Raw genomic sequence first — 24,957 nt, 5'->3', positions numbered from 1 at the left:
TTACGACCGTCCCCCATCCCGAATGTGAGTGCGTCGCGCCAGGCTAACGGCAAACCCCGAGACCGGACGAAGTCGGTACAGACCCGGTACACAACCGTGGTCGGCGTCCCCGCGGGGATCGCGGCACACCGGCCGGTCAACTCATCTCGTACCGGGCACATGAGGCAACCGCTCGGCGGCCACCACTCCTTCGAGGTAACCGCGGGCCCTTTCGGTGCGCGGGTAGGCCTCCAGCAGCTGCCAGAAGCGCGGGCCATGGCCGGGTACGAGCAGGTGTGCGAGTTCGTGGAGGAGGACGTAGTCGACGACGTACTCGGGCATGCCCTGCAGCCGGTGCGAGAGCCGGATGCTGCCCTCGGCCGGGGTGCACGAGCCCCAGCGCGTGTTCTGGTTGGTGACCCAGCGCACGGTGGCAGGCCGGGCCCGGCCGCCGAGGTACTGGGCCGACAGCCGCTGCGCACGCTCGGCCAGTTCGGTGTCGTCCAGTACCCGCTTGCTCTCCTGGGCCGCCAGTTTGTCGAGCATGACGGTCACCCAGCGCTGCTCCTCCGCCTCGGACATCCGGGCAGGGATCAGTACTACGGTGCGATCGCCCTCGCGGTACGCGGAGACCGTCCGGCGTCGCCGGGTGCTCCTGCGGACCTCGATCGCGCTCGCCCCCGAGCCGCTCGGCGGCTGGCTCGTCGTGCTGCGCAGTGGCTTTCCGGCGCGGTGCAGTGGGTCGGCGGGCACGCCCCGACGTTACCCGGTGCGCATGCGGGAAGTCCCGGGTCCGGAAGGGTTCCCGGCCGATCCCCCGCCACGCGTTTGATTCGTACGACCGCTACGGGCGGGAGAATTATATGACGAACCGCGCCGCTTGTGGACAACTTGGGGCACTCGCCCGCCGGACCGGGCATGCTGGCACCCGTCGATGGAGCGCGACCGGCTCCACCGCACGGGAAGACGTTCGGGACTTTTCCAGGACTACGGGGGCCTGTGATGCATCCGATGGTGAAACCCGCGCTGCGGCGCGGCTGGCGCGACCTCAATACCGTGCAGTTCGGGATGACTCCGGCGCACGCGATGACACTCGGTCCGATGGACACGGCGACCGGCAGTTTCCTGGACCTGCTCAACGGCACTCGCGGGCTGCCTCTTCTGCGCGAGGAGGGACGCCGTATGGACCTGCCCGACGGCCATGTCGACGGGCTCGTGCGGCAACTGACGGGAGCGGGTCTCCTGGACGACGCACAGGGGGGCGGGGCGGGTGCCGACGCGCTGCGCGCAAAGCCGGACATCCTCGACCGGCTGCGACCGGACCTGGCGTCCCTGTCGCTGACCGCGTCCGAGCCGGGAGAGGCGATCGCCCGGCTGGCGGCCCGCCGCTCGCAGCGCGTGCAGATCAGGGGCACCGGCCGGGTCGGTGCCCTCCTGGCCTCGCTGCTGTCGGGTGCGGGCGTCGGCGAGGTGGACGTGCGTGACGTCGGATGTGTCGAGCCGTGGGACGTGGGGCCGGGCGGGTTGCCGGTCGAGTCCGTCGGCGAGCGCCGGACGGAGGCCGCGCGACAGGCGGTGCGCGGAGCGGCCCCGGGGCGGCCGCCGCGTCGTGGCCGGCGGTCACCGTCGGAGAGCGGTGAGCCGGGCTTCTCCCTGGTGCTCCTCACCCCTCGGGACGATGTGACCGTGTACGCCCCCGACCCGTCCACGGCCGAGCCCCTGATGGCCTCCGGGACGCCTCATCTGTATGCGGGTGTCGTGGAGGGAACCGGCATCGCGGGCCCACTCGTCCTGCCCGGCGAGACGGGCTGCGCCGGGTGCCTGCACGAGGGCCGTACGGACCGGGACCCGGCCTGGCCCCGCCTGGTCGCGCAGTGGCGTTCCGGGAGGGCCCGGCCGGTGCCGCCGTGCGACCTGGCCCTGGCGACGACGGTCGCGGGACTCGCGGCCGCGCACGCCCTGGCCTTCCTGGACGGTGGATCACCGTCGAGCGCGGGGGCACGCTGGGAGGTCTCCGTACCCGGCCTGAACTGGCACGCCCGGCCGGTCTGGGCACATCCGGCATGCCCGTGCGGGGCCGCGGACAGAGGTAAAGAGTCACACTTCTCCACGAACGGGGAGCCGCACGAGACAATGGCGGTGCAACGGCCGTCGACGAATCGACGAAGCACAGAAGACGCGGCGCGGCCGACTGGGACTTGGAGGGCTCATGTCTGATCTTCCCCGGAAGGCGGTCACCCGGACCGCCAAGCTCGCCGCGCTCCCGCTCGGCTTCGCCGGGCGGGCCACCTGGGGCCTGGGCAAGCGGATCGTGGGCGAGTCGGCGGAGATCGTCGGCCGTGAGCTGCAACAGCGGACGGCCGAGCAGCTGTTCAAGGTCCTCGGCGAGCTCAAGGGCGGGGCCATGAAGTTCGGGCAGGCGATGTCCGTCTTCGAGTCGGCCCTGCCCGAGGAGATCGCCGGCCCCTACCGGGCCGCCCTGACGAAGCTGCAGGACGCGGCTCCGCCGATGCCGACCCGTACGGTGCACTCGGTGCTGGAGGAGCGGCTGGGGCCGCAGTGGCGTGAGCTGTTCCTGGAGTTCGAGGACAAGCCCGCGGCGGCGGCCTCGATCGGGCAGGTGCACCGTGGGCTGTGGCACGACGGCCGCGAAGTGGCAGTCAAGGTGCAGTATCCCGGCGCGGGCGAAGCCCTCCTGTCCGACCTGAACCAGTTGAGCCGTTTCGCCCGTCTGCTGGGCCCGCTCATCCCCGGCATGGACATCAAGCCGCTGATCACGGAACTGCGGGACCGCGTCTCCGAGGAGCTGGACTACGGCCTGGAGGCGCAGGCCCAGCAGGCCCACGCGGAGGAGTTCACGGACGACCCCGACGTCGTGGTCCCTGCGGTGGTGCACCAGTGCGATCAGGTGCTGGTCACGGAGTGGATCGACGGCATCCCGCTCTCGGAAGTGATCTCGGACGGCAGCACGGAGCAGCGCGACCGCGCCGGCCAGCTCCTGGCCCGCTTCCTGTTCTCCGGCCCGGCCCGCACGGGCCTGCTGCACGCCGACCCGCATCCGGGCAACTTCCGCCTGCTGCCCGACGGCGAGGACAGCTGGCGCCTGGGCGTCCTGGACTTCGGTACCGTCGACCGCCTCCCGGGGGGCCTGCCGACTCCGATCGGCGACTCCCTGCGAATGACCCTGGAGGGCAGGGCCGAGGAGGTCTACGAACTGCTGTGCACCGAGGGCTTCGTCAAGGAGTCCATAGAGCTGGATCCGGACGCGGTCCTGGATTACCTCCTGCCGATCATCGAGCCGGCCCGGGCGGACGAGTTCACCTTCACCCGCTCCTGGATGCGCAGCCAGGCGGCCCGCATCGCCGACCCCCGCTCCCCCGCCTACCAGCTGGGCAAACAGCTCAACCTGCCCCCCGCATACCTCCTCATACACCGGGTGACTCTGAGCACCATCGGGGTCCTGTGCCAGCTGGGGGCGACGGTACGGCTCCGCGAGGAGCTGCAGGAGTGGCTGCCGGGGTTCGTCGAGTCCGAGGAAGAGACGGAGGAGCCGGCGGCGGAGGCGTGAGCGATGGGCAATGCGCAACTATCTAGTTGCACATGAGGTCCTGGTGTGCAACCTTTAGGTAGCACTTCCGGACGAGAAGAGGTTGCCATGGTTCCCAACACGATCGAACGCGGCATAGTGATCAACGCCTCGCCGGCACGGGTCTGGTCGGTGCTCACCGAGCCCGCCTTCCTCGGTCGCTGGTTCGGCAACGGGCAACCGGTCAAGATCGATCTGCGCCCCGGTGGTCTGCTGCTCTTCGATCATGGCGCGCACGGCACCATTCCCGCCCGCATCGAGCGGGTCGAGCCGCCGCGCGCCCTGTCCTGGCGCTGGTCCCAGGGCGCGGCCGGAGAGGAGCCGGACGACACCAATGCCACCCTGGTCGAGTTCACCCTGACCGCGGTGAACTCCACCGGAGCCACCCGGCTCACCATGGTCGAAAGCGGCTTCGCGCGGCTCGGGCTGCCGGGCGAGGAGGCAGCCGTCCGCCACCGCGCGAACAGCGGGAACTGGCCCGGCAAACTCGACCACCTGCGCACGGACTGCGAGCACGACACGACATGACCCCCAGCACCGACCCCGAAGGGGCCCCTGAGGACATCCTGGTGGCCCTGGCCGACCCGATCCGTCGTCAGATCCTGGCCACCCTTGCCGGACAGGGCGGCACCACCTCGACGTCGCTGGCGGCAGGGCTGCCCGTCACACGGCAGGCGGTCGCCAAACACCTGGCCGTCCTCGACCGCGCCGGGCTCGTCCGCGCCCACCGCACCGGACGCGAGGTCCGCTACGAAGCCGAATTGCACCCCATGAAACGGGCTACACGCTGGATGGACGCGCTGGCCACCCAGTGGGAGCACCGTCTGCGGGCGATCAAGGAGTTGGCGGAAGAGACTCCGGGACCCTGAAACTCCGCCACAACGCACCGCGGGGGCCGGTCCGTTCGGACGGACCGGCCCCCGCGGGGAGCTACCGCCTCCCGTGCCGGGGAGGCCACCGCTTCAGGTGTGATCGGTTACTGCATGACCGCCATGGCGAGCGCACGGCGGGCGCGCAGCGAGGCGCGCTCGGCCCGGCGCTGCATCCGGCGGGCGGTCACCAGGCGTACTGACTGGCGTTCCCGCTCGGCCTCATGCAGTCGCTCGTGCATATGCGCACGAGCCAGGGCTTCTGGGATGAGTTGCATCTCTCGGGTCCTGTTCTGACGCGAGTCGGTCGCGCCGGTGGTGGAGAAGTCTGGAGTCGCGGAGCCGGTGGGCTCGCTGGTGGACGGCTTCATCGGGGCCTGCTTCTTGGGGTCGTGCGTGAGGGGGCGGTCGATCGTTCCTGCGGTGTTCATGCCGTGACCGGGTTCTTGCGCGGGCGGCCACGCGGCCGCTTCCGGGCGACGACGACACCCTGGACGAACAGCTCGCCACCCCAGACGCCCCAGGGCTCGCGCCGCTCCTTGGCCCCGGCGAGGCAGGCCTCGATCAGCGGGCAGGTACGGCAGAGGGATTTGGCGTACTCGACGTCCGCCGGCGACTCGGCGAAGAAGACCTCCGGGTCGTAGGAACGGCACGGGACGGGCACGCCGAGGTTCTCGATGGCGTCGTCGAGCGCGGTGAGCGCGGTGAGCGGGATCAAGGTGGAGTCCTCCGTGAGGCCGGGCGGGGGGATCGTTTCGGAAGGCGGTACGGACGGGGCGTGCGCTTCGAGTTGCACGGTTCGTCTTCCTCGTCTGGTCGGTCCGGCCTGTTGACCGGGTGTCGGCTTGGTACCGGGTTCTTTTCTTGTCCCGAGGCCCCTTCGTTCCGCTCTCCCCGTTCGGGGAAAACAGAAGGGCCGCGGATCCCGGGTGGGGTTCCGCGGCCCTGAAGGCGCCGGCCTGATCGGCGATCAGGCTGGATCACTCCAGGGTTCTGGCCCACGGAAGGCCCACATCAGGTGGTGCTGCGTCGTCTGCTTCCGGAATCCGGCACCGGCTGCCGCAAAGGCATAGGCCTGGGCCTGTGCCTCTACTGCTTCCAGTGCCTTGGTCGGTCGCTCATTGCGCTCATGGACGGGAAGGCCCGCGATGGCAACGGAGGACGCCGGACGCACGGCGGAGATGCCGGACAGACCGGTGCCCAGGTTCGAGACGCCGAGCATGCACAGGGAGACGGCCGAGCGATCGGTCAGTTTGGCCGTGCTGATGGTGCTGGTGTTGATGCTGATCACTGGACTCGCCTCCTCTCGGCGTCTCAGGGACTGGGGTGAACCAGCCCGTTCGGATATGCAAGTACATCACGGAATCAGGGCTTTGGAGAAGGCCGCCGCTTCCGTGCCTAGAACCTATGGGGATTGCCGGGGCATGCGCAAACTATTTTTTCGACGAGTTCGCATCAGCCACCCTCACTGTCTCAATCAGCCTGCTGGCCTGCGCAGATGGCCAGGACATCGGCTCCGTAGCGGTTGAGCTTGCGCACGCCGACGCCGGGGATGCGGGCCAGCTCCCCGTCGTCCTCGGGGACGGTCTCGGCGATGGCCATCAGCGTCTTGTCGGTGAAAACGCAGAACGGCGGCTGTCCGCTGCTCCGGGCCTGCTCCGCGCGCCACTCGCGCAGTCGCTCGTAGAGACCCTCGTCCATGTCGGAGGGGCAGTCCTCACAGCGCATCAGCTTCATCTCGCCCGCGTCGGTGAGCGTGCGGCCGCACACCCGGCAGCGGGCCGGGGTGCGCTGGGTCCGCCGCGGGGCCGCTGCCGTGGCGCCGTACACCGCGCCGCGCTCGACGCCCCCGAAGGCCCCGGCCCCGGCGGCCGGCCGGCCGAGGGAGGCGGACGAGCCGGGGCGCAGGCCGTCCAGGAAGCGGCTGGGCCGGCGGACGGGGCGGCCGCCGGGCGATCGAGCCAGTGCCCAGGAGACGTGGAGCCGTTCTCTGGCGCGGGTCACGCCTACGTAGAGCAGGCGCCGCTCCTCCTCGATCTGCTCCTCCGTCTTCGCGTAGGTGATCGGCATCATGCCCTCGGCGACACCGACCAGGAAGACGACGTCCCACTCCAGGCCCTTGGCGGAGTGCAGCGAGGCGAGGGTGACTCCCTGGACGGTCGGGGCGTGCTGGGCGCCCGCCCGCTCGTCGAGTTCGGCGACGAAGTCCCCGAGTGTGGCGTCGGGTCTGGCGGCGGCGAAGTCCTGGGCGAGGTTGACCAGCGCGGCCAGCGACTCCCAGCGCTCCCTGACGGCGCCGGAGCCGGCCGGGGGCTCGCTGGTCCAGCCCTCGCCGGAGAGCACCGCACGCACCTGGGACGGCAGGGTCACGACGTCGTCCAGGAGGGAGTCGTTGCCGCCGAAGCGGGCCGCGCCACGCAGCGCGACGCCCGCCTTGCGGACCTCGGGACGGTCGAAGAAGCGCTCGGCGCCGCGCAGCTGGTACGGGACCGCGACGTCGGCGAGGGCCTGCTCGTAGGTCTCGGACTGGGCGTTCGTGCGGAACAGGATGGCGATCTCGGCGGCCGGGACGCCCGCGTCGATGAGCTCGCGGACACGGCGGGCGGCGCCTTCGGCCTCGGCGGGCTCGTCGGCGTACTCGGCGTAGCCGGGCTCGGGGCCGGGGGCCCGCTGGGAGACCAGTTCCAGCCGGTGGTCGGCGGCCCGGCCGTGCGCCTGGGCGAGCAGACCGTTGGCGAGGCGGACGACCTGGGGGGTGGAGCGGTAGTCGCGGACCAGTTTGACCACCGTGGCACCGGGGTGCCGGGTGCGGAAGTCGAGGAGGTGGTCGGGGGTGGCACCGGTGAAGGAGTAGATCGTCTGGTTGGCGTCCCCGACGACGCAGAGGCTGTCCCGCTCGCCGAGCCACAGCTCCAGGAGGCGCTGCTGGAGGGGGCTGACGTCCTGGTACTCGTCGACCACGAAGTGCTGGTACTGGGAGCGGACCTGGTCGGCGATGTCGTTGCGGTCCTGGAGGACGGCGACCGTCAGCAGCAGGACGTCCTCGAAGTCGATGACCGCGCGGTCACGCTTGAGGTCCTCGTAGACGGAGTAGAGCTGGGCGACCTCGGCCGGATCGCGGGGGGCCGCGCGGCCGGCCTTGGCGGCGGCGAGCGCGTAGTCGGCGGGCACGGTCTGGGTGACCTTGGACCACTCGATCTCGGCGGTGACGTCCCGCAGCTCGCCCCGGTCGAGGCGGATGCGGCAGGCGGCGGCGGCGTCCGCGACGAGCTGGATCTTGCGGTCCACGAGCCGGGGCATGGAGCCACCGATCGCTTTCGGCCAGAAGTACTGGAGCTGCCGCAGCGCGGCGGAGTGGAAGGTGCGGGCCTGGACGCCGTGCGCGCCGAGCTGGCGGAGCCGGCCGCGCATCTCGCCGGCGGCGCGGTTGGTGAAGGTGACGGCGAGCACGCTGGAGGGCTGGAGAACCCCGGCGCGCACCCCATAGGCGATGCGGTGGGTGATCGCCCGGGTCTTGCCCGTGCCGGCGCCCGCCAGCACGCACACCGGACCGTGCAGGGCGGTGGCCACCTCGCGCTGCTCGGGGTCGAGCCCTTCGAGCACCGCGTCGGCAGAGTCCGGTACCTGCGGGAAAAGGGTGGAGTGCGTTGCTGCTGTCACATGGCCATGCTGCCAGGTCGCCGGAGACGGCTGGGACGGTTGTCCACAGGGAAGACCCCGCAGTCGTACTAATGCGGCAGGCGTCACGTCGGGCCGCATACCCCCTGTGGGAATGGTGGCCCGGTCGCGTGCGTTCCCTCCCTGGACGACCTTCCCCGAGCTGCCAGAGGAGCGCGAGCGAGATGCAGGGCACTGTGACGATGTACAGCACCACGTGGTGCGGCTACTGCCGCCGGCTGAAGAGCCAGATGGACCGCGAGGGCATTGCGTACACCGAGATCAACATCGAGCAGGACCCGGAGTCCGCGGCGTTCGTCGAGAAGGCGAATGGCGGAAACCAGACGGTCCCGACGGTGCTCTTCGCCGACGGCTCGACGCTGACGAACCCGTCGCTGGCCCAGGTGAAGCAGAAGATCAGCGCCTGAGCACAGCGCGGCAGCCGAAAAGGGCGGTACCCGGGGCCTCTCGGGTACCGCCCTTTCACATGCTGCGGCTCACACGAAGCTGCGCGTCGGCAGCGGCTTGCCGTACCAGAGCTCGATCAGGCGGGCGGCGATGGAGATGCCGTACGGGGGCAGCACCTCGCCGGATTCGAAGGCCGCGCGCAGCTCCTCGCGGGAGAACCAGCGGGCCTCGTGGATCTCGTCGCCGTCGACGTCGATGTCGGTCGAGGTGGCGCGGGCCATGAAGCCCAGCATGAGGCTGGACGGGAAGGGCCAGGGCTGGCTGGCGACGTACTCGACCTGGCCGACGTTGATGCCGACCTCTTCCTGGACCTCGCGGCGCACCGACTGCTCGATGGACTCGCCGGGCTCGACGAAGCCGGCCAGCGTGGAGAAGCGGCCCTCGGGCCAGTGGACCTGGCGGCCGAGCAGGATGCGGTCCTCCTGGTCGGTGACGGCCATGATCACGGCGGGGTCGGTGCGCGGGTAGTGCTCGGCGCCGCAGGCCGCGCAGCGGCGGATGTGGCCGGCGGCGGCGATGACCGTGCGTTCGCCGCAGCGGGAGCAGAAGCGGTGGGTGCGCTGCCAGTTCTCCAGTCCGACCGCGTGCACCATGAGGCCCGTGTCGCGCGCGGAGAGCAGCAGGCCCGCCTCGCGCAGGCCCGCCGGGCGCGCGGACTGGTCGATGCGGCCGGGCAGCGAGTCCTTCTGGAGCGCGAAGTAGCTGACGCCTTCCTCGTCGATGCCGAGGAAGTAGCGGTGTGCCTCGGTGAGCGGCGCCTCGAAGGAGGGGGTCATGACGAGTTCGGTCCGGCCGTCCGCCGTCTCGTCGATGAGGACCTGACCGCCGGAGACCACGAAGCAGCGGGTCGTGGGGTGGCTCCATGCCGCGGCGAGCCAGGCCTCGTCGAGCCGGTGGTGTGCGGCGCGGTCGATGCCGCTCGGGGCGGTGAGCGAGATGGGTCGGTCGGCGGTGTGGTCGGTCCAGGTGGTCACGGGTGCTTCCAACTCCCCCGGTGGAACGGATGTGTGTCGGCGGGCGGTTCAACGGGACATAGGGCGGGAAACGACGTGGGGCGGTCAGGGCGCATGGCGCCAGTGCTCGGCGAGGTCCCCCCACAGGTAGGCGCTGGTCTCGACGCCCTTGAGGAGGAGGTCGAGCTCCACCTTCTCGTTCGGGGCGTGCCAGCCGTCGGAGGGGACCGAGATGCCCAGGAAGAGCACGGGTGCGCCGAGGACCTCCTGGAGGTCGGCCGCGGGCCCGGAGCCGCCCTCGCGGGTGAAGCGGACGGGCTGCTGGAACGCGCGGCCCATGGCGCGGACCACGGACTGCAGTGCGGGGTGGTCCAGCGGGGTCAGGCACGGGCGGGTGGCCGAGCCGAAGGTGATCTCGTGCCGGATGCCTGCGGGCACCTGGTCGGCGGCCCAGGCCCGCACCGCCTTCTCCACCTGGTCCGGGTCCTGCCCGGCGACCAGGCGGAAGGAGAGCTTCACCATGGCCGTGGACGGGATGATCGTCTTGCTGCCGGGGCCCTGGTAGCCGCCACCGATGCCGTTGACCTCGGCGGTGGGGCGCGCCCAGATGCGCTCCAGGGTGGTGTGTCCGGCCTCGCCGTGGGTGGCGTACGACTTGGCGGTGTGCAGCCACCTCTGCTCGTCGAAGGGGAGTTCGGCGAAGAGGGCGCGCTCGCGGTCGGTGAGCTCGACGATGCCGTCGTAGAAGCCGGGGACGGCCACGCGCGCGTGCTCGTCGTGCAGGGCGGCGACCAGGCGGGCGGCGGCGGTCGCCGGGTTGGGGACGGCACCGCCGAAGGAGCCGGAGTGGATGTCCTGGTCGGGGCCGTACAGATGGATCTCGCATTCGGCGAGGCCGCGCATGCCGGTGCAGACGGTGGGGGTGTCCTCGGCCCACATGCCGGTGTCGGAGACGATCACGGCGTCGGCGGCGAGGCGGTCCGCGTGCTCCTCGGCGAGGGCCCGGAAGTGCGGGGAGCCGGACTCCTCCTCGCCCTCGATCAGGAGCTTGAGGTGGACGGCGGGGGCGGTGCGGCCGGTGGCGGCGAGGTGGGCGCGGACGCCGAGTGTGTGGAAGAACACCTGGCCCTTGTCGTCCGCCGCCCCGCGCGCGTAGAGGCGGTTTCCGCGGACGACGGGTTCGAAGGGCCCGCTGTCCCAGCCGTCCTCGCGGGCGGCGGGCTGGACGTCGTGGTGGCCGTAGACGAGGACGGTCGGCGCCTGTGGGTCCGCGGCGGGCCACTCCGCGAAGACCGCGGGGGCGCCCGGGGTCTCCCAGACCTCGGCGGTCGGGAAGCCGGTCTCCGTGAGCTTGGCGGCGAGCCAGTCGGCGCTGCGGCGTACATCGTGCGCGTGGTCGGGCTGGGCCGACACGGAAGGGATGCGCAGCCACTCGGCGAGGTCGTCGAGGAAGGCGGCGCGGTGCTGCTCGATGTACGCGCGGACGGCGCTGACGTCACTGTCAACGGGATGGCTCATGCTCACGAGCCTATCGGCCCGTACCGGCATCCTCGGCGGGCGGTTCGTCACACTCTGCCTGCCCCAGGAGCGATCTCTCCAGTTCCTCCCGCCCGGGCAGATGCGCGGGCCGGACGACCTCGCCGCTGCGCACGTACAGGAACGCGGCCGTGACCGACTCCGGTGGCACTCCCTGCTGCTCGGCCCAGGCGAGCCGGTACACGGCGAGCTGGAGCGGGTCGGCGGTGCGGCCTCGGCCGGTCTTCCAGTCGACGATCTCGTACGTGGTCCGCACGCCGTCGTCATGCCGGTAGACGGCGTCGATACGGCCCCTGACGACGCGGCCGGCGAGGGCGATCTGGAAGGGGGCCTCGACGCGGTAGGGCGTTCGGCGTGCGTACTCGGTGCGCTCGAAGGCGTCCTTGAGGGCCTCGAGGTCGCGTTCGTCGGCGATCTCCGCCTCGCCGCCGGGCAGCTCCTCGGGTTCCAGCATGGGCAGCGTCAACTCTTCGAAGCGGGATTCCACCCAGGCATGGAATCGGGTGCCCCGGCGCGCGGCCGGTTGCGGGGGGCGCGGCATGGGGCGCGCGAGTTCCTGCGCGAATCCGTCGGGGTCGGCGGTCAGACGCAGCAGCTGGGACGCGGTCAGTGTGGTCGGCAGGGGGACCTCCGTGACGCTCTCCCGGGCGCGCAGGAGTTCCCCGGTGAGGGCGTCCAGGTCGCGGTCCCAGGAGGCTACGGTGCGGGCCTCCTCGGGGGTGAGGGACGGTTCGGCGGTGAGGGGAGGTTCGGGTGCCGTGGCCTGGTGCGGGATCGTGGGCCGGTCGGTGGTCCACGCGTCCCAGTCGGCCGGATCTTCTTCGAAGGGGTCGGGTTCGTCGTGCGGGGGCGGCTCGTCGTATGCGAGCTCTTCGTCGTCCGGCGGGGCAGGCCAGTCCGGGTCGTCGTGGGTGTCAGGGTCGTGGGTGGCCGCCGGGTGGCCGACGTCCCCGGTGGCGAGGGTCTCGAGGTGGGCGAGGACGGTCTCGGCCGCGGCGCGGCGGCGGGTCAGGGCGGCGTCGTCCAGGGGCAGCGGCCATGCATGGTCGGCGGTCCCCCGGTTGAGCGCGGGGTTCTCCTCGTCCTCCTCGGGTGCGTCGGCCCAGGCCTCGATCTCGCCGTGCCCTGCGGTGCAGTGGTCGTACAGGGCCATGAGGAAGTCGGACGGGCCGCGGGGTTTCTTCTGGCTGGGGCCCCACCAGTGGCCGGAGCCGAGGAGCAGGGAGCGGGGGCGGGTGAAGGTGACGTAGCCGAGGCGGAGCTCCTCGGTGTGCTGGTGGTCCTTCATGGCCTCGTGGAAGGCCTTCATGCCCCGGGAGTCCCAGGTCTCGATGTCGGGCAGGGTGTCGGCGTCGCCGCGCAGCCCGTGCGGCAGCACCTTGGCCTGGGTGGTCCACTTCTCGCGGCCCTGGCTGCTGGGGAAGGTGCCGGTGACCAGGCCGGGGACGACGACGACGTCCCACTCCAGACCCTTGGACTTGTGCGCGGTGAGCACCTTGACGGTGTTCTCCCCGCCGGGGAGGGCGTTGTCGAGGCCCTTTTCGTACTGGGCCGCGGTACGCAGGAAGCCGAGGAAGGCCAGCAGGCTCGCCTCGCTCTCGTGCGCGGCGAAGGACGCGGCGATGTCCAGGAAGTTGGACAGCGTCTCGCGGCGGCGCGCGGCGAGGGCGTGCGGGGAGGCCGAGAGCTCCACCTCCAGGCCGGTGACGGTGAGGACGCGGTGCAGGACGTCCATCAGCGGGTCGGCCAGTGAGCGGCGCAGTTCGCGCAGCTCGGCCGCCAGCCGGGCGAACCGCACGCGTGCCTCGGGCGAGAAGGGCAGCCCGTCGTCGTCCCCGGCGCCGGCCACGGGTGACACGGGCGATTCGAGGAACGTGTCGAGCGCGTCCGCGAGCGAGATCACCTCGGACGGGTCGACCCCTTCGACGGCCTCGGCGAGCCGGCGGTCGGGGTCGTCCTCGGCGTCCACGCGCGCGTGGGACACGAGCAGGCGGGCGCGCCGCCCCAGCAGGGCGAGGTCGCGGGGGCCGATGCGCCAGCGCGGGCCGGTCAGCAGGCGGACCAGGGAGGCGTTGGCGCCGGGGTCCTGGAGCACCTCGCAGACGGCGACGAGGTCGGCGACCTCGGGCAGGTGCAGCAACCCTGAGAGGCCGACCACCTCGACGGGGATGTCCCGGGCGACGAGGGCGCCCTGGATCTGGGCGAAGTCGGTCGCCGTGCGGCACAGTACGGCGATCTCGCCGGGCGCCTTCCCCGTGTGGACGAGGTGGGCGATGGAGTCGGCGACCCAGTCGATCTCCTCGGCGTGGGTGCCCAGCAGGGCGCAGCGGACCGTGCCGTCCCGCTCGGCGCCGGGGGCCGGGCGCAGGGCCTCCACGCCCGCGTGCATGGCGCGCAGGGGCTCGGCGAGGCCGTTGGCGAGGTCGAGGAGGCGGCCGCCGCTGCGGCGGTTCTCGCTGAGCGCCTGGCGGGTGGCGGGGCGCCCGTCGGGGTGCGCGAAGTGCTCGGGGAAGTCGTCGAGGTTGGCGACGGAGGCGCCGCGCCAGCCGTAGATGGCCTGGCAGGGGTCGCCGACCGCGGTCACCGGGTGGCCGGTGCCGCCGCCGAACATGCCCGCCAGGAGGACGCGCTGGGCCACCGAGGTGTCCTGGTACTCGTCGAGGAGCACCACGCGGAATTCCTCGCGCAGGGCCCGGCCCACTTCGGGGAGCTGGGCGAGGGCCGCGGAGAGGGCGATCTGGTCGCCGAAGTCGAGCAGGTCCCGCTCGCGCTTGGTGCCCCGGTAGCGCAGCACCAGCTCGGCGAGTTCGCGCCGGGCGGCGGCCGTCTCGGGGACCTTGCGCAGGTCGGCGTTGGTGAGCTTGGCACCGGCGAGGGTGCGCAGCAGATCGGCGTCCCAGGCACGCAGGTCCTCGGGGCGTACGAGGTGTTCGGCGAGCTCGGCGTCGAGGGTGAGGAGGTCGCTGACGAGGTCGGCGAAGGAGCGGGTCAGCGCCGGGTATGGGCCGGGCGCCTCCCGCAGTACGCGCGCGGCGAGCTGGTAGCGGGTGGCGTCGGCGAGCAGGCGGGACGTGGGTTCGAGACCGATGCGCAGGCCGTGGTCGGTCAGCAGCCGGCCGGCGAAGGCGTGGTAGGTGGAGATCACCGGTTCGCCGGGCGGGTTGTCCGGGTCGATGATGTCGGGGTCGGTGACGCCGGCTCTGATCAGGGCCTTGCGGACGCGTTCGGCGAGTTCGCCGGCGGCCTTGTTGGTGAAGGTCAGGCCGAGGACCTGTTCGGGGGCGACCTGGCCGGTGCCGACCAGCCACACCACGCGCGCGGCCATCACCGTGGTCTTGCCCGAACCGGCTCCGGCCACGATCACCTGCGGAGCGGGCGGTGCGGTGACGCAGGCCATCTGCTCCGGGGTGAACGGGATGCCGAGGAGCTCCTTGAGCTGCTCGGGGTCGCTGATACGGGCGGGCATGTCGTCAGAGGCTAGCGGCGGGCACTGACAGTCAGTGCCCGCTCGCCCCTCCGAGCGGGCGGAGGCGCTGGTCAGCAGGGGTGGTGCGATGCGTCACGTGCATCACGCGATCACGTGCCATCACTCGATCGATCACGTGCCGCATCACTCGATCACGTGCCGTCCTTCGGGCTGTGCGCTGCACGATGCCCGGAACGCGCAGTGGGTGCAGTGCTGGCCCGTGCTCGGCGTGAACCGCTCGTCGAGCACCTTCCCGGCGGCGGTCGCCAGCAGTTCGCCGACCCACTCGCCCTCCAGCGGCTCCTGGGCCTGCACCTTGGGCAGGCTGTCGCCGCCGTCCCGCTGGGCGGCGCCCTGTCGCAGGTGAACCAGTTCGGCGCCGCCGGGCTCGGGCCGCACGCCGTCGAAGGCGTCGTCCACAGCGCCCTCGCGGATCGCGAGCTGGTAGACGGCCAGCTGCGGGTGCCGCTCCACCTCGCGGGCGGTCGGGGCCTGTTTGCCGGTCTTGAAGTCGACGACGTACGCCCGTCCCTCTCCGTCCGCTTCGACCCGGTCCATCTGGCCGCGGATGCGCACCTCGTAGTCGCCCGCTTCGAGGCTGACGTCGAAGTCGTGCTCGCTCGCCAGCGGTGTCCGCCCGGTCCGGTCCAGCACATGCCAGCGCAGGAAGCGTTCGAGCGCCACGCGCGCGTGCTCCTTCTCCTGCGCCGACTTCCAGGGTGCGTCGAAGGCGAGCGCGTTCCACACCGACTCCAGGCGTTCCATGAGGACGTCGAGGTCGGCGGGCGTGCGTCCGGAGGCGACCTCGTCGGCCAGGACGTGGACGACGTTGCCGAAGCCCTGCGCGGCGGTGGCGGGGGCGTCGGCCTTCACCTCGCGGCCCAGGAACCACTGGAGGGCGCAGGTGTTGGCGAGCTGGTCGAGCGCGCTGCCGGACAGCACGACCGGCTGGTCGCGGCTGCGCAGGGGCACCTTGCTCTCGGTCGGCTCGAACATGCCCCACCAGCGGTAGGGGTGCGCGGAGGGGACCAGTGGGCGGCCGTCCTGGTCGGCGAGGGCGGCGAGCCGGGCGAGGCGGAGGGCGGCGGCCTCACGCAGGGCCGCCGACACGCGCGGGTCGACCGTCGTGGCGCGCAGTTCGGCGACCAGCGCGGCCACGGACAGCGGGCGGCGCGGACGGCCGGTGACGTCCCGCGGCTCGACGCCGAGTTCGGTGAGGAACCGGGAGGGCTGGTCACCGTCGTCGGCGGGCGCCTTCACCGCGGTGACGACGAGGCGCTCACGCGCGCGCGTGGCGGCCACGTAGAAGAGGCGGCGCTCCTCGGCGAGGAGTGCTCCAGGAGTGAGCGGTTCGGCGAGTCCGTCGCGGCCGATGCGGTCGGCCTCCAGCAGGGAGCCGCGGCGGCGCAGGTCGGGCCACAGCCCTTCCTGGACGCCGGCGACTACGACCAGGCGCCACTGAAGGCCCTTGGAGCGGTGCGCGGTCATCAGGCGGACGGCGTCCGGCCGCAGCGCACGCCGGGTCAGCGTGTCGGCGGCGATGTCCTCGGCCGCGATCTGCTCGAGGAAGTTGAGCGCGCCCCGCCCTCCCGTGCGTTCCTCCGCGCGCGCGGCGGTCGCGAACAGGGCGCACACCGCGTCCAGGTCGCGGTCGGCGTTGCGGCCTGCCGCGCCGCCGCGCCGGGCGGCCCGCTCCAGGCGGGCAGGCCACGGCGTGCCCGCCCACAGCTCCCACAGCGCCTCCTCGGCCGTACCGCCGCCCGCCAGGCGCTCCCGGGCCTTCCTGAGCAGCGCGCCGAGGCGCTGGGCCCCGCGCGCGTACCCGGGGTCGTGCGCGACCAGGCGCTCGGGTTCGGCGAGGGCCCGCGCGAGCAGTTCGTCCGAGGGCGGCGGCAGCGGGCTGCCGGCCGCCCGTTCCTCCTCGCGCAGGGCACGGCCGAGGCGGCGCAGATCGGCGGCGTCCATTCCGGCGAGAGGGGAGGCGAGCAGGGTGAGGGCGGTCTCGGTGTCGAGCCAGCAGGGGTCCTGGCCGAGCCGCTCGGAGTCGGAGCCCGAGTCCTGAGCGGTGTCCTGGCCCGAGTCCTGACCGGTGTCCTGGCCGGGGTGTGCCGCCGCCTCCGCCGCGGCCACCGCGCGGAGCGCTGTCAGCAGCGGTGCCACCGCCGGTTCGTGGCGCAGGGGCAGGTCGTCGCCGTCGATGTCCAGGGGGACGCCGGCCGCCGAGAGGGCGCGGCGCAGCGTCGGGATGGTGCGGGACCCGGCGCGTACGAGGACGGCCATGTCGCTCCAGGGCACGCCGTCCTCCAGGTGTGCCCTGCGGAGGATGTCGGCGACGTTGTCGAGCTCCGTACCGGATGTGGGGTACGTGTAGACCTCGACGCGGCCCGAGTCCCGTACCGGGGTCAGCTCGCGGTGGGCGCGGACCTTGTCGGCGGGGAGGCGGGTCAGCGGCATGCGCTGGGTCAGCAGGCGGGTCGCGGCCAGCAGGGCCGCACCGGACCGGCGGGAGGTGCGCAGGACCTCCACGGCAGCCGGACGGCCGTCCGCGCGCGGGAAGGCCTGCGGGAAGTCGAGGATGCCGTTCACGTCGGCGCCCCGGAACGCGTAGATCGACTGGTCGGGATCGCCGAAGGCGACCAGGGTACGGCCGCCGCCGGCCAGGGCGTGCAGCAGGCGTACCTGGGCCGGGTCGGTGTCCTGGTACTCGTCGATGTACACGGCGTCGTACCGGGCGGCGAGGCGTGCGGCGGTCTCCGGGCGGCGGGCGAGGAGTACCGCGCGGTGGACGAGTTCGGCGTAGTCCAGCACGCCTTGCAGGTCGATGACGTCGAGGTACTCGGCGAGGAAGGCCGCCGCGGCCTGCCAGTCGGGGCGGCCGATGCGCCGGGCGAAGGCGTCCAGGGCGGCGGGGCCCAGGCCGAGCTCGCGGCTGCGGGCGAGGACCGCGCGGACCTCGTCGGCGAAGCCCCGGGTGGTCAGGCAGGCGCGCAACTCGTCCGGCCAGCGCACATGCTTCAGCCCGAGCCGCTCCAGCTCCGGCTGGCCCGCGAGCAGCTCGCGGACGGTGACGTCCTGCTCGGGGCCGGAGAGCAGGCGCAGTGGCTCCACGAAAAGGTCGCTGTCCTGGTGGGCGCGGACCAGGGCGTAGCAGTACGAGTGGAAAGTGGTCGCCTGGGGGGCGCGGGCCGCCCCTATGCGCCGGGCCATGCGGTCGCGCAGGTCGACGGCCGCCTTGCGGCTGAACGTCAGCACCAGGATGCGCTCGGGGTCCCCGCCACGGGCGATCCGCGCGGCCACGGACTCGACGAGCGTGGTGGTCTTGCCGGTGCCGGGACCTGCGAGGACGAGCAGCGGGCCGGCCGTGTGGTCAACCACGGCGCGCTGAGCGGCGTCCAGACGGAGGGGAGCCGGCTCGGTCGGAGGGGTACGCACCAGTCGGTAAGCGCCACTGTTCCCCTGCCACACCGGGGGGTGCGGCAGGCGCCTGGTGGAGGAAGAGGAGCTCACGTGGTTCGCCGGTCCTGGTGGGTGTGCTGGTTGGCAGGCGGTCACGCGTGCGTGACGGTGGCCGCGGGGTGAGGGGAACGCGCGCAGCCGACGCTACGCCGGTGACGCCGACGAAAGGCACGGAAGCAGGGCTTCCGGTTCATCCCGCACGGCGCTCGCGCCACGCGAGTCCCTTGCCTCACGAACGTACGTCATGCCACGGGCGTGCCCCGTTTCCCCCTTATGGGCCATGGGCTCCCCTCGGGGGCGTCCGATGGCGGAAGCTGTCAGGTGTGACCTTCCGCGCTCTCGCCGCCGTCCCATCTGGCCCGCCTCATGTCGAGGCGGGGCAGGTGGCCCTCGGCCGCTCTGCCCGCCTCCTTCAGCGGAGTGCCCTCGGCGCGGTAGTGCTCGAGGGCCCGCAGTTCGTGGCCGGGCAGCAGGACACCGTCGGCGCGGACGACCCGCCACCACGGGACGGCTCCGCCGTAGAGGGCCATGACCCGGCCCACCTGTCGCGGGCCGCCCTCCTGGAGCCACTCCGCGACGTCCCCGTACGTCATGATCCGCCCGGGCGGGATCCGATCGGCGACGTCGAGGACCCGCTCGGCGTACTCCGGCAGCGCGTCCGCATATCCCGTGCGCGTGTCCTCCGGATGCCTCTGCTCGCTCATCCGCCCCATCCTGCCCCACCCCACCGACAATGTGACGCGGACGACGGCAGGACGCTCTCTCGCCCTCCGGCGACGCTTCCGGCAGACTGTGCGCCCCCGCATTTGCACCCTGATGCCCCCGTGTGTCGGTGCGGCATGCCACCATCGTGCGGGCGGTGACTGGTGATACGAGATCAAGAAGAGACGATGAAGCAGCAGGGCGTGCACCCCGAAGGCGCGGAGGGCACCTCTGCCGCGGCGTCACGCCCGGACTCCGCCGAAGCAAGCGCCGAGCACCCGGCCCCCAAGGACACGCGGCGCCCCGACGACGCCGCGGCGCCCGGCACCGACCCGGATGACGGGATGCACGCCGACGCCGTCGAGGGCGACGAACCGCTGCTCCCCGCGCGCGTGCACCGCCCTTCCGACCTGATGCGTCTGCTGGTGGGCGTGCTCGCCATCGCCGTACTGCTGGCGATCGCCGCGTTCGCGCACGGGACCACCTCGGGGTTCGAACAGGACATCAACAAGGGCACCGGCCAGGCACCCGATCTGCTGATCAGGGTCGCGGGGCTGGCGTCCAGCATCGCGATCCTCCTGGTGCCGGTCGCGTTCGCGATCGAGCGGCTGATCAAACGTGACGGGCTGCGCATCGCCGACGGCGTGCTCGCGGCGGTCCTCGCGCACGGTGTGACACTCGCCACCGACCTGTGGGTCGCCCGGGCCGCCCCCGGTTCCATCCAGGAGGCGCTCACCCAGCCCTCCCCCGGTGACATCCACGCCCTGACCGACCCGGTGCACGGCTACCTCGCCCCCGTCATCGCCTATATGACGGCCGTCGGCATGTCCCGGCGGCCCCGCTGGCGCGCGGTGCTGTGGATCGTGCTGTTGCTCGACGCCTTCTCGATGCTGGTCACCGGCTACACCACCCCCTTCTCGATCATGCTGACCGTGCTCATCGGCTGGACGGTGGCCTACGGCACGCTGTACGCGGTCGGCTCCCCCAATATCCGGCCCACCGGCCAGACCCTGATGGCGGGGCTGCGGCACGTCGGGTTCCACCCGGTCAGCGCGGCCCGCGACGAGGCCCCGGACACCGAGAACGCGGACCGCGGCCGACGCTACTTCGTGACCCTGGAGGACGGCCCTCCGCTGGACGTCACGGTCGTCGACCGGGAGCAGCAGGCCCAGGGCTTCTTCTACCGTGCGTGGCGCAACCTCACCCTGCGCGGCTTCGCCACTCGCTCCAGTCTCCAGTCGCTGCGCCAGGCGCTGGAGCAGGAGGCACTGCTGGCGTACGCGGCGATCGCGGCGGGTGCCAACGCCCCCAAGCTGATCGCCACGTCCGAACTGGGCCCCGACGCCGTGATGCTCGTCTACGAGCACACCGGCGCGCGCAGCCTCGACTCGGTGGCCGACGACGAGATCACCGACGACCTGCTGCGCAGCACCTGGCACCAGGTGCGGGCCCTGCAGTCCCGGCGCATCGCGCACCGCAGGCTCGCGGGTGACGCGATTCTGGTGGATCGTTCCGGCACGGTGATCCTCACCGATCTGCGCGGCGGCGAGATCGCGGCCGGTGACCTGCTGCTGCGCATGGACGTCGCCCAGCTGGTCACCACGCTCGGCCTGCGGGTGGGCGCCGAACGTGCGGTGGCCTCCGCGGTCGGCGTCCTCGGACCCGACGCGGTCGCCGACTGCCTGCCGATGCTGCAGCCGATCGCACTGACCCGCTCCACCCGTGCGACGCTGCGAAAACTGGCCCGGGAACGGGCCGAACGCGAGCGCGAAGCGGTCCTCGAAGCGTCCCGGCAGGCCAAGCAGGCCCGCCTGGAGGAAGCCTCGGAGGACACCAGACCCGCTCTGGAGAAGCCCGACAAGAAGACCGTGCGCGCCGAGCAGCGGGCCGAGAAGCGGGCCATCGACGAGGCCCTGGAGGAAGCGCGCGAGGAGGATCTGCTCACCCAGATCCGGCACCAGGTGCTGCGGATCAGGCCACAGGCGCCGGTGGAGCCGGCCCGGCTGGAGCGGGTGCGACCGCGCACGCTGATCAGTTTCATCGCCGGCGCGATCGGTGCGTACTTCCTGCTGACGCAGCTCACGCACATCGAGTTCGGTCCGCTGGTCGCCAATGCCCAGTGGGGCTGGGTGGCCGCGGCCGTGCTGTTCTCGGCGGCGAGCTACTTCGCGGCGGCGATGGCCCTGCTGGGCTTCGTGCCCGAGCGGGTGCCCTTCCTGCGGACCGTGGCCGCGCAGGTCGCCGGCTCGTTCGTGAAGATCGTGGCGCCGGCCGCGGTCGGTGGTGTCGCGCTCAACACGCGCTTCCTGCAGCGCGCGAGCGTGCGCCCGGGGCTCGCGGTGGCGAGCGTCGGCGCCTCTCAGCTGTTCGGGCTCGGCTGCCACATCCTGATGCTGCTGTCCTTCGGCTATCTGACCGGCACCGAGAAGACACCGTCGCTGTCTCCGTCCCGGACGGTCATCGCCGGTCTGCTGACGGTGGCGGTGCTCGTGCTCGTGGTGACCTCGGTGCCGTTCCTGCGGAAGTTCGTCGTCACGCGCGTGAGGTCGCTGTTCGCGGGTGTCGTGCCGCGCATGCTGGACGTTCTGCAGCGGCCGCAGAAGCTGGTCACCGGCATCGGCGGCATGCTCCTGCTGACCGCCTGCTTCGTGATGTGCCTGGACGCGTCGATCCGGGCGTTCGGCGACAACACGACCTCGCTGAGCATCGCCAGCGTCGCCGTGGTCTTCCTGGCAGGCAACGCGCTCGGCTCCGCGGCGCCCACCCCGGGCGGCGTCGGCGCGGTCGAAGCCACCCTGACCGTCGGACTGATCGCCGTCGGCCTCCCCAAGGAGGTCGCCGCACCGGCCGTCCTGCTGTTCCGGCTGCTAACACTGTGGCTGCCGGTCCTGCCGGGCTGGCTGGCCTTCAACCACCTGTCGCGCAAGGGCGCACTTTAACGCCCGGTGCGGGGCGTACCTCGTACGGCTCGCGTCCCGCGCGCCCGGCGTCACGCGGCCGCAGGATGGAAACATGCCGAACCCCTCCCGGATCCGAGCCGCCGCCGCCCTGGCCTCGGCGGTGCTGCTGTCCTCACTGCTGGCGGGGTGCGGTCAGGGCGAGACGGACGGGGACCTGACGGCACAGAAGCTGGACTGGCAGGACTGCCCGGCCCCCTCGGCGGCCGAGGGCGGCGGCAGCGCCCCGTCGCCGCTGCCGGGCGGCGCCAAGTGGCAGTGCGCCACGATGAAGGCACCCCTCGACTGGAGCGAGCCCAAGGGCGACACCATCGACCTCGCGTTGATCCGGGCCAGGGCGAGCGGGGCGGCGAGCGAGCGGATCGGCTCGCTCGTGTTCAACTTCGGCGGCCCCGGCGGCAGCGGCGTCACCACGCTGCCCGCGTTCGGCGAGGACTACGCGCAGCTGCGCACCCGCTACGACCTGGTGAGCTTCGACCCGCGCGGGGTGGGCCGCAGCGCGCCCGTGGAGTGCGAGAGCGACGCGCAGCTCGACGAGTACTTCCAGCAGGACGCCACACCGGACGACAGCGCGGAGCGCACCCAGCTCCTGGACCGCACCAAGCAGTTCAACGCGGCCTGCGAGAAGAACTCCGAGAAGATCCTGCCGCACGTGCGCACCACGGACGCGGCCCGTGACATGGACCTGATGCGACAGGTCCTCGGCGACGCCAAGCTGTACTACTTCGGCATCTCCTACGGCACCGAACTCGGCGGCGTCTACGCCCACCTGTTCCCCAGGAACGTCGGCCGCGCCGTCTTCGACGCCGTCGTCGACCCCACCCAGGATCCCGAGCAGAGTTCGCTCGGGCAGGCGAGGGGCTTCCAGCTGGCGCTCGACAACTTCGCCGAGGACTGCACCTCGAAGACCACCGACTGCCCGATCGGCGACACCGCGCAGGACGTCAAGGACCGCATCGCCAAGCTGCTGGCCGACCTCGACCGCAAACCGATCCCCGGCATCCTCCCGCGCGAGCTGACACAGAGCGACGCGACCAACGGCATCGCGCAGTCGCTGTACTCGAAGGACTTCTGGGAGTACCTCACCGAGGGGCTGGAGCAGGCCTACGACAGCGACGGCAGGATCCTGATGCTGCTGTCCGACTCGATGAACGGACGCAACGAGAACGGCGAGTACAGCAACATCGCCGCCGCGAACACCGCGATCAACTGCTCCGACGCGAAACCGCGCTACACCACCGCCGACGTCCAGCAGAAGCTGCCGGAATTCCGCGCCGCCTCCGCCCTGTTCGGGGACTACCTGGCCTGGGGCATGATCGGCTGCACCAACTGGGCCGTGCCGGGCGCCGCCGGCCACCCCGACGTCAGCGCGCCCGGGTCGGCGCCGATCCTCGTCGTCGGCAACACCGGTGACCCGGCGACGCCGTACGGGGGCGCGAAGAAGATGGTGGACGCGCTCGGCAGGGGTGTCGGCGTCGAACTGACGTACAGGGGACAGGGGCACGGCGCGTACGACAGCAAGGACAAGTGCGTGCAGGCCGCGGTGAACGGCTATCTGCTGGACGGCAAGGTCCCCCCGGCGGGCACGGTCTGCTCCTGACCCACCGCTCCCGACCCACCCCTCCTGATCCACCCCTCCTGATCCAACTCGCGTCCACGACAGAAAGCCGCAGGTCAGAAGGTTATCCACAGGTCAAAACGGGCTCGGGAAGATCCGCCTACCATGGCTTGACCGCTCACCGCGACCGAGACGCGGAGGGCTTGGCAAGGGGGTGTGCATGTCGCGTTTCGTACGGTGGTCGGCCGTGGTCGCCGCCGCGATGCTGGTGGCCGGGTGCGGCGGCGGGCCGGGCGGGAGCGGGGACGACGCGAAGCGGCGGTCCGATGTGCCATCGGCGTCGCCGACCGCCCCCTCCGCCGCCGGCCTCCCCTCCTCGCTCACGTCCCAGAAGCCCGACTGGGGCGGCTGCAAGGCCACCGGGAACTCCCCGGCGCCGAGCAGCGAGTGGCAGTGCGCGACGATGAAGGTGCCGCTCGACTGGAGCAAGCCCGAGGGAGCCACCATCGGCCTGCCGCTGATCCGGGCGAAGGCCACCGGGGACGACCGCATCGGCTCGCTGCTGTTCAACTTCGGCGGGCCGGGCGGCTCGGGAGTCTCCACGATGCCCGCCTTCGGGCCCACCATGTCCGCGCTGCGTGAGCGGTACGACCTGGTGAGCTGGGACCCGCGCGGGGTCGGGGCCGGCGACGGCATCCGCTGCCGCAGCGACAAGGACGTCCAGGCCGCCGAGACGGTGGACGCCACCCCCGACACCCCGGCCGAGGAGAAGGCGTACCTCCAGGACGCCACCGACTTCGGCAAGGGCTGCTCGCGAGCCGCCGGGAAACTGATGGCCCACGTCTCGACCACCGACACCGCCCGCGACATGGACCTGATCCGCCAGGTGCTCGGTGACGCCAAGACGCACTACTTCGGCTTCTCCTACGGCACCGAACTGGGCGGCGTCTACGCCCACTTGTTCCCGAGGAGCGTCGGGCGCCTGGTCCTCGACGGGGTGGTCGACCCGAGCGCGGATTCGGTGGGCCATGCGGAGAACCAGGCCAAGGGCTTCCAGCGGGCACTCGACGACTACCTGAAGTCGAAGGGCGAGGACCCCACGCAGGGGTCGCGGAAGATCGTGAACCTGCTGAAGCGGATCGACGCGAGGCCGCTGCCCACGTCCTCCGAGCGGAAGCTGACTCAGACACTGGCCGTCACCGGCATCATCCTGCCGCTGTACAGCGAGTCCCGCTGGCCGGAGCTGACCAACGCTCTCACAGCGGCGGAAGAGGGAGACGGGACGCGACTGCTGTCGCTCGCCGACGACTACGACGACCGGGACCCCTCCGGGCACTACGGCACGACGACCCAGGCCCAACGGGTCATATCGTGCCTGGACGACAAGGAGCGGCCCACGCTCCAGGAGACGAGGAAACTGCTGCCCCGCTTCGAGAAGATCTCGCCGGTCTTCGGAGACTTCCTGGGCTGGGACGCAGTCGGCTGGTGCCACAACTGGCCGGTACCCGGGCAGTACGAGACCCCCGAGGTGAGCGCACCGGGCGCGGCACCGATCCTGCTGGTCGGCAACACCGGCGACCCGGCGACGCCGTACGAGGGCACCCGCAGGATGGCCGACGAACTGGGCCGGGGCGTCGGCGTCGAGCTCACCTGGAAGGGGGAGGGACACGTCTCGTACGGCCGAGGGAGCGACTGCGTCGACTCGACGGTGAACGCCTACCTGCTGAACGGCACGGTACCCAAGGACGGCAGGACCTGCTCATGACGACG

Annotated in this window: 18 protein-coding genes; 8 read left to right on the top strand and 10 right to left on the bottom strand. The window is 71.9% G+C overall.

Annotated features, from left to right (window positions below; genetic code table 11):
- Window positions 1–141: 141 nt before the first annotated feature.
- The gene (locus ACH45E_RS37330; RefSeq protein ID WP_361449870.1) at window positions 142–732 is read right to left on the bottom strand and encodes a M48 family metallopeptidase; all 591 of its coding nucleotides are present in this window, start codon (window positions 730–732) and stop codon (window positions 142–144) included.
- Between the two features lie 249 nt (window positions 733–981).
- Between ACH45E_RS37330 and ACH45E_RS37325 the strand changes: the two genes are divergently transcribed.
- The 4 genes from ACH45E_RS37325 to ACH45E_RS37310 all read left to right on the top strand — a co-directional run bounded on the left by ACH45E_RS37325 (window position 982) and on the right by ACH45E_RS37310 (window position 4,434).
- Window positions 982–2,196, top strand: coding sequence for a TOMM precursor leader peptide-binding protein (locus ACH45E_RS37325; protein WP_361449867.1), 1,215 nt, complete (start codon window positions 982–984; stop codon window positions 2,194–2,196).
- Entirely contained in the window at window positions 2,189–3,547 is a 1,359-nt protein-coding gene (locus tag ACH45E_RS37320) for an AarF/ABC1/UbiB kinase family protein (RefSeq protein ID WP_361449865.1), read from the top strand. The genes ACH45E_RS37325 and ACH45E_RS37320 overlap by 8 nt, the downstream gene beginning before the upstream one ends.
- A gap of 87 nt (window positions 3,548–3,634) precedes the next feature.
- A complete protein-coding gene (locus ACH45E_RS37315; RefSeq protein WP_361449862.1) occupies window positions 3,635–4,093 on the top strand; it encodes an SRPBCC domain-containing protein in 459 nt (152 codons plus the stop codon).
- On the top strand, window positions 4,090–4,434 hold the full coding sequence (locus tag ACH45E_RS37310; protein WP_361449859.1) for a metalloregulator ArsR/SmtB family transcription factor: 345 nt from the start codon (window positions 4,090–4,092) through the stop codon (window positions 4,432–4,434). The genes ACH45E_RS37315 and ACH45E_RS37310 overlap by 4 nt, the downstream gene beginning before the upstream one ends.
- Before the next feature lie 107 nt (window positions 4,435–4,541).
- On the opposite strand, the gene ACH45E_RS37305 is transcribed toward ACH45E_RS37310, so the two are convergent.
- From ACH45E_RS37305 to ACH45E_RS37290, 4 genes are all read right to left on the bottom strand, one after another.
- The gene (locus ACH45E_RS37305; RefSeq protein ID WP_361449856.1) at window positions 4,542–4,865 is read right to left on the bottom strand and encodes a hypothetical protein; all 324 of its coding nucleotides are present in this window, start codon (window positions 4,863–4,865) and stop codon (window positions 4,542–4,544) included.
- The gene (locus tag ACH45E_RS37300; protein ID WP_010984500.1) at window positions 4,862–5,230 is read right to left on the bottom strand and encodes a WhiB family transcriptional regulator; all 369 of its coding nucleotides are present in this window, start codon (window positions 5,228–5,230) and stop codon (window positions 4,862–4,864) included. Before ACH45E_RS37300 ends, ACH45E_RS37305 begins: the two co-directional genes overlap by 4 nt.
- Before the next feature lie 174 nt (window positions 5,231–5,404).
- Entirely contained in the window at window positions 5,405–5,725 is a 321-nt protein-coding gene (locus ACH45E_RS37295; protein WP_361449853.1) for a hypothetical protein, read from the bottom strand.
- A gap of 182 nt (window positions 5,726–5,907) precedes the next feature.
- Entirely contained in the window at window positions 5,908–8,094 is a 2,187-nt protein-coding gene (locus tag ACH45E_RS37290; RefSeq protein ID WP_361449850.1) for an ATP-dependent DNA helicase UvrD2, read from the bottom strand.
- A 182-nt stretch (window positions 8,095–8,276) separates the two neighbouring features.
- Between ACH45E_RS37290 and ACH45E_RS37285 the strand changes: the two genes are divergently transcribed.
- Window positions 8,277–8,519, top strand: a complete 243-nt coding sequence (locus tag ACH45E_RS37285; protein WP_361449847.1) for a mycoredoxin — start codon at window positions 8,277–8,279, stop codon at window positions 8,517–8,519.
- Between the two features lie 69 nt (window positions 8,520–8,588).
- Here ACH45E_RS37285 and nudC read toward each other — a convergent pair whose 3' ends face one another.
- From nudC to ACH45E_RS37260, 5 genes are all read right to left on the bottom strand, one after another.
- Window positions 8,589–9,533, bottom strand: coding sequence for an NAD(+) diphosphatase (gene nudC / locus ACH45E_RS37280; protein ID WP_361449844.1), 945 nt, complete (start codon window positions 9,531–9,533; stop codon window positions 8,589–8,591).
- An 84-nt stretch (window positions 9,534–9,617) separates the two neighbouring features.
- On the bottom strand, window positions 9,618–11,030 hold the full coding sequence (locus ACH45E_RS37275) for a dipeptidase (protein WP_361449841.1): 1,413 nt from the start codon (window positions 11,028–11,030) through the stop codon (window positions 9,618–9,620).
- Between the two features lie 10 nt (window positions 11,031–11,040).
- Entirely contained in the window at window positions 11,041–14,514 is a 3,474-nt protein-coding gene (locus ACH45E_RS37270) for an ATP-dependent DNA helicase (protein WP_361449838.1), read from the bottom strand.
- Between the two features lie 144 nt (window positions 14,515–14,658).
- On the bottom strand, window positions 14,659–18,021 hold the full coding sequence (locus tag ACH45E_RS37265; protein WP_361449835.1) for an ATP-dependent DNA helicase: 3,363 nt from the start codon (window positions 18,019–18,021) through the stop codon (window positions 14,659–14,661).
- Between the two features lie 266 nt (window positions 18,022–18,287).
- Entirely contained in the window at window positions 18,288–18,674 is a 387-nt protein-coding gene (locus ACH45E_RS37260; protein ID WP_361449832.1) for an MGMT family protein, read from the bottom strand.
- 186 nt (window positions 18,675–18,860) lie between these two features.
- On the opposite strand from ACH45E_RS37260, the gene ACH45E_RS37255 reads away from it, so the two are divergent.
- The 3 genes from ACH45E_RS37255 (at window position 18,861) to ACH45E_RS37245 (ending at window position 24,952) form a co-directional block, all read left to right on the top strand.
- Window positions 18,861–21,611 (top strand): lysylphosphatidylglycerol synthase transmembrane domain-containing protein, encoded by a 2,751-nt coding sequence (locus tag ACH45E_RS37255; RefSeq protein WP_361449829.1) that lies wholly within the window; start codon window positions 18,861–18,863, stop codon window positions 21,609–21,611.
- 73 nt (window positions 21,612–21,684) lie between these two features.
- Window positions 21,685–23,229 carry an alpha/beta hydrolase gene (locus ACH45E_RS37250; RefSeq protein WP_361449826.1) on the top strand — a complete coding sequence of 515 codons (1,545 nt, stop codon included), beginning with the start codon at window positions 21,685–21,687 and terminating at the stop codon, window positions 23,227–23,229.
- Window positions 23,230–23,407: 178 nt separating this feature from the next.
- The gene (locus tag ACH45E_RS37245; RefSeq protein ID WP_361449823.1) at window positions 23,408–24,952 is read left to right on the top strand and encodes an alpha/beta hydrolase; all 1,545 of its coding nucleotides are present in this window, start codon (window positions 23,408–23,410) and stop codon (window positions 24,950–24,952) included.
- Window positions 24,953–24,957: the final 5 nt, after the last annotated feature.

This window comes from Streptomyces sp. NPDC020299, from assembly GCF_044387825.1.
GTDB lineage: Bacteria > Actinomycetota > Actinomycetes > Streptomycetales > Streptomycetaceae > Streptomyces.
Note: the sequence above shows the minus strand (reverse complement) of the source record. Positions and strands in the feature narration are given on the sequence as shown.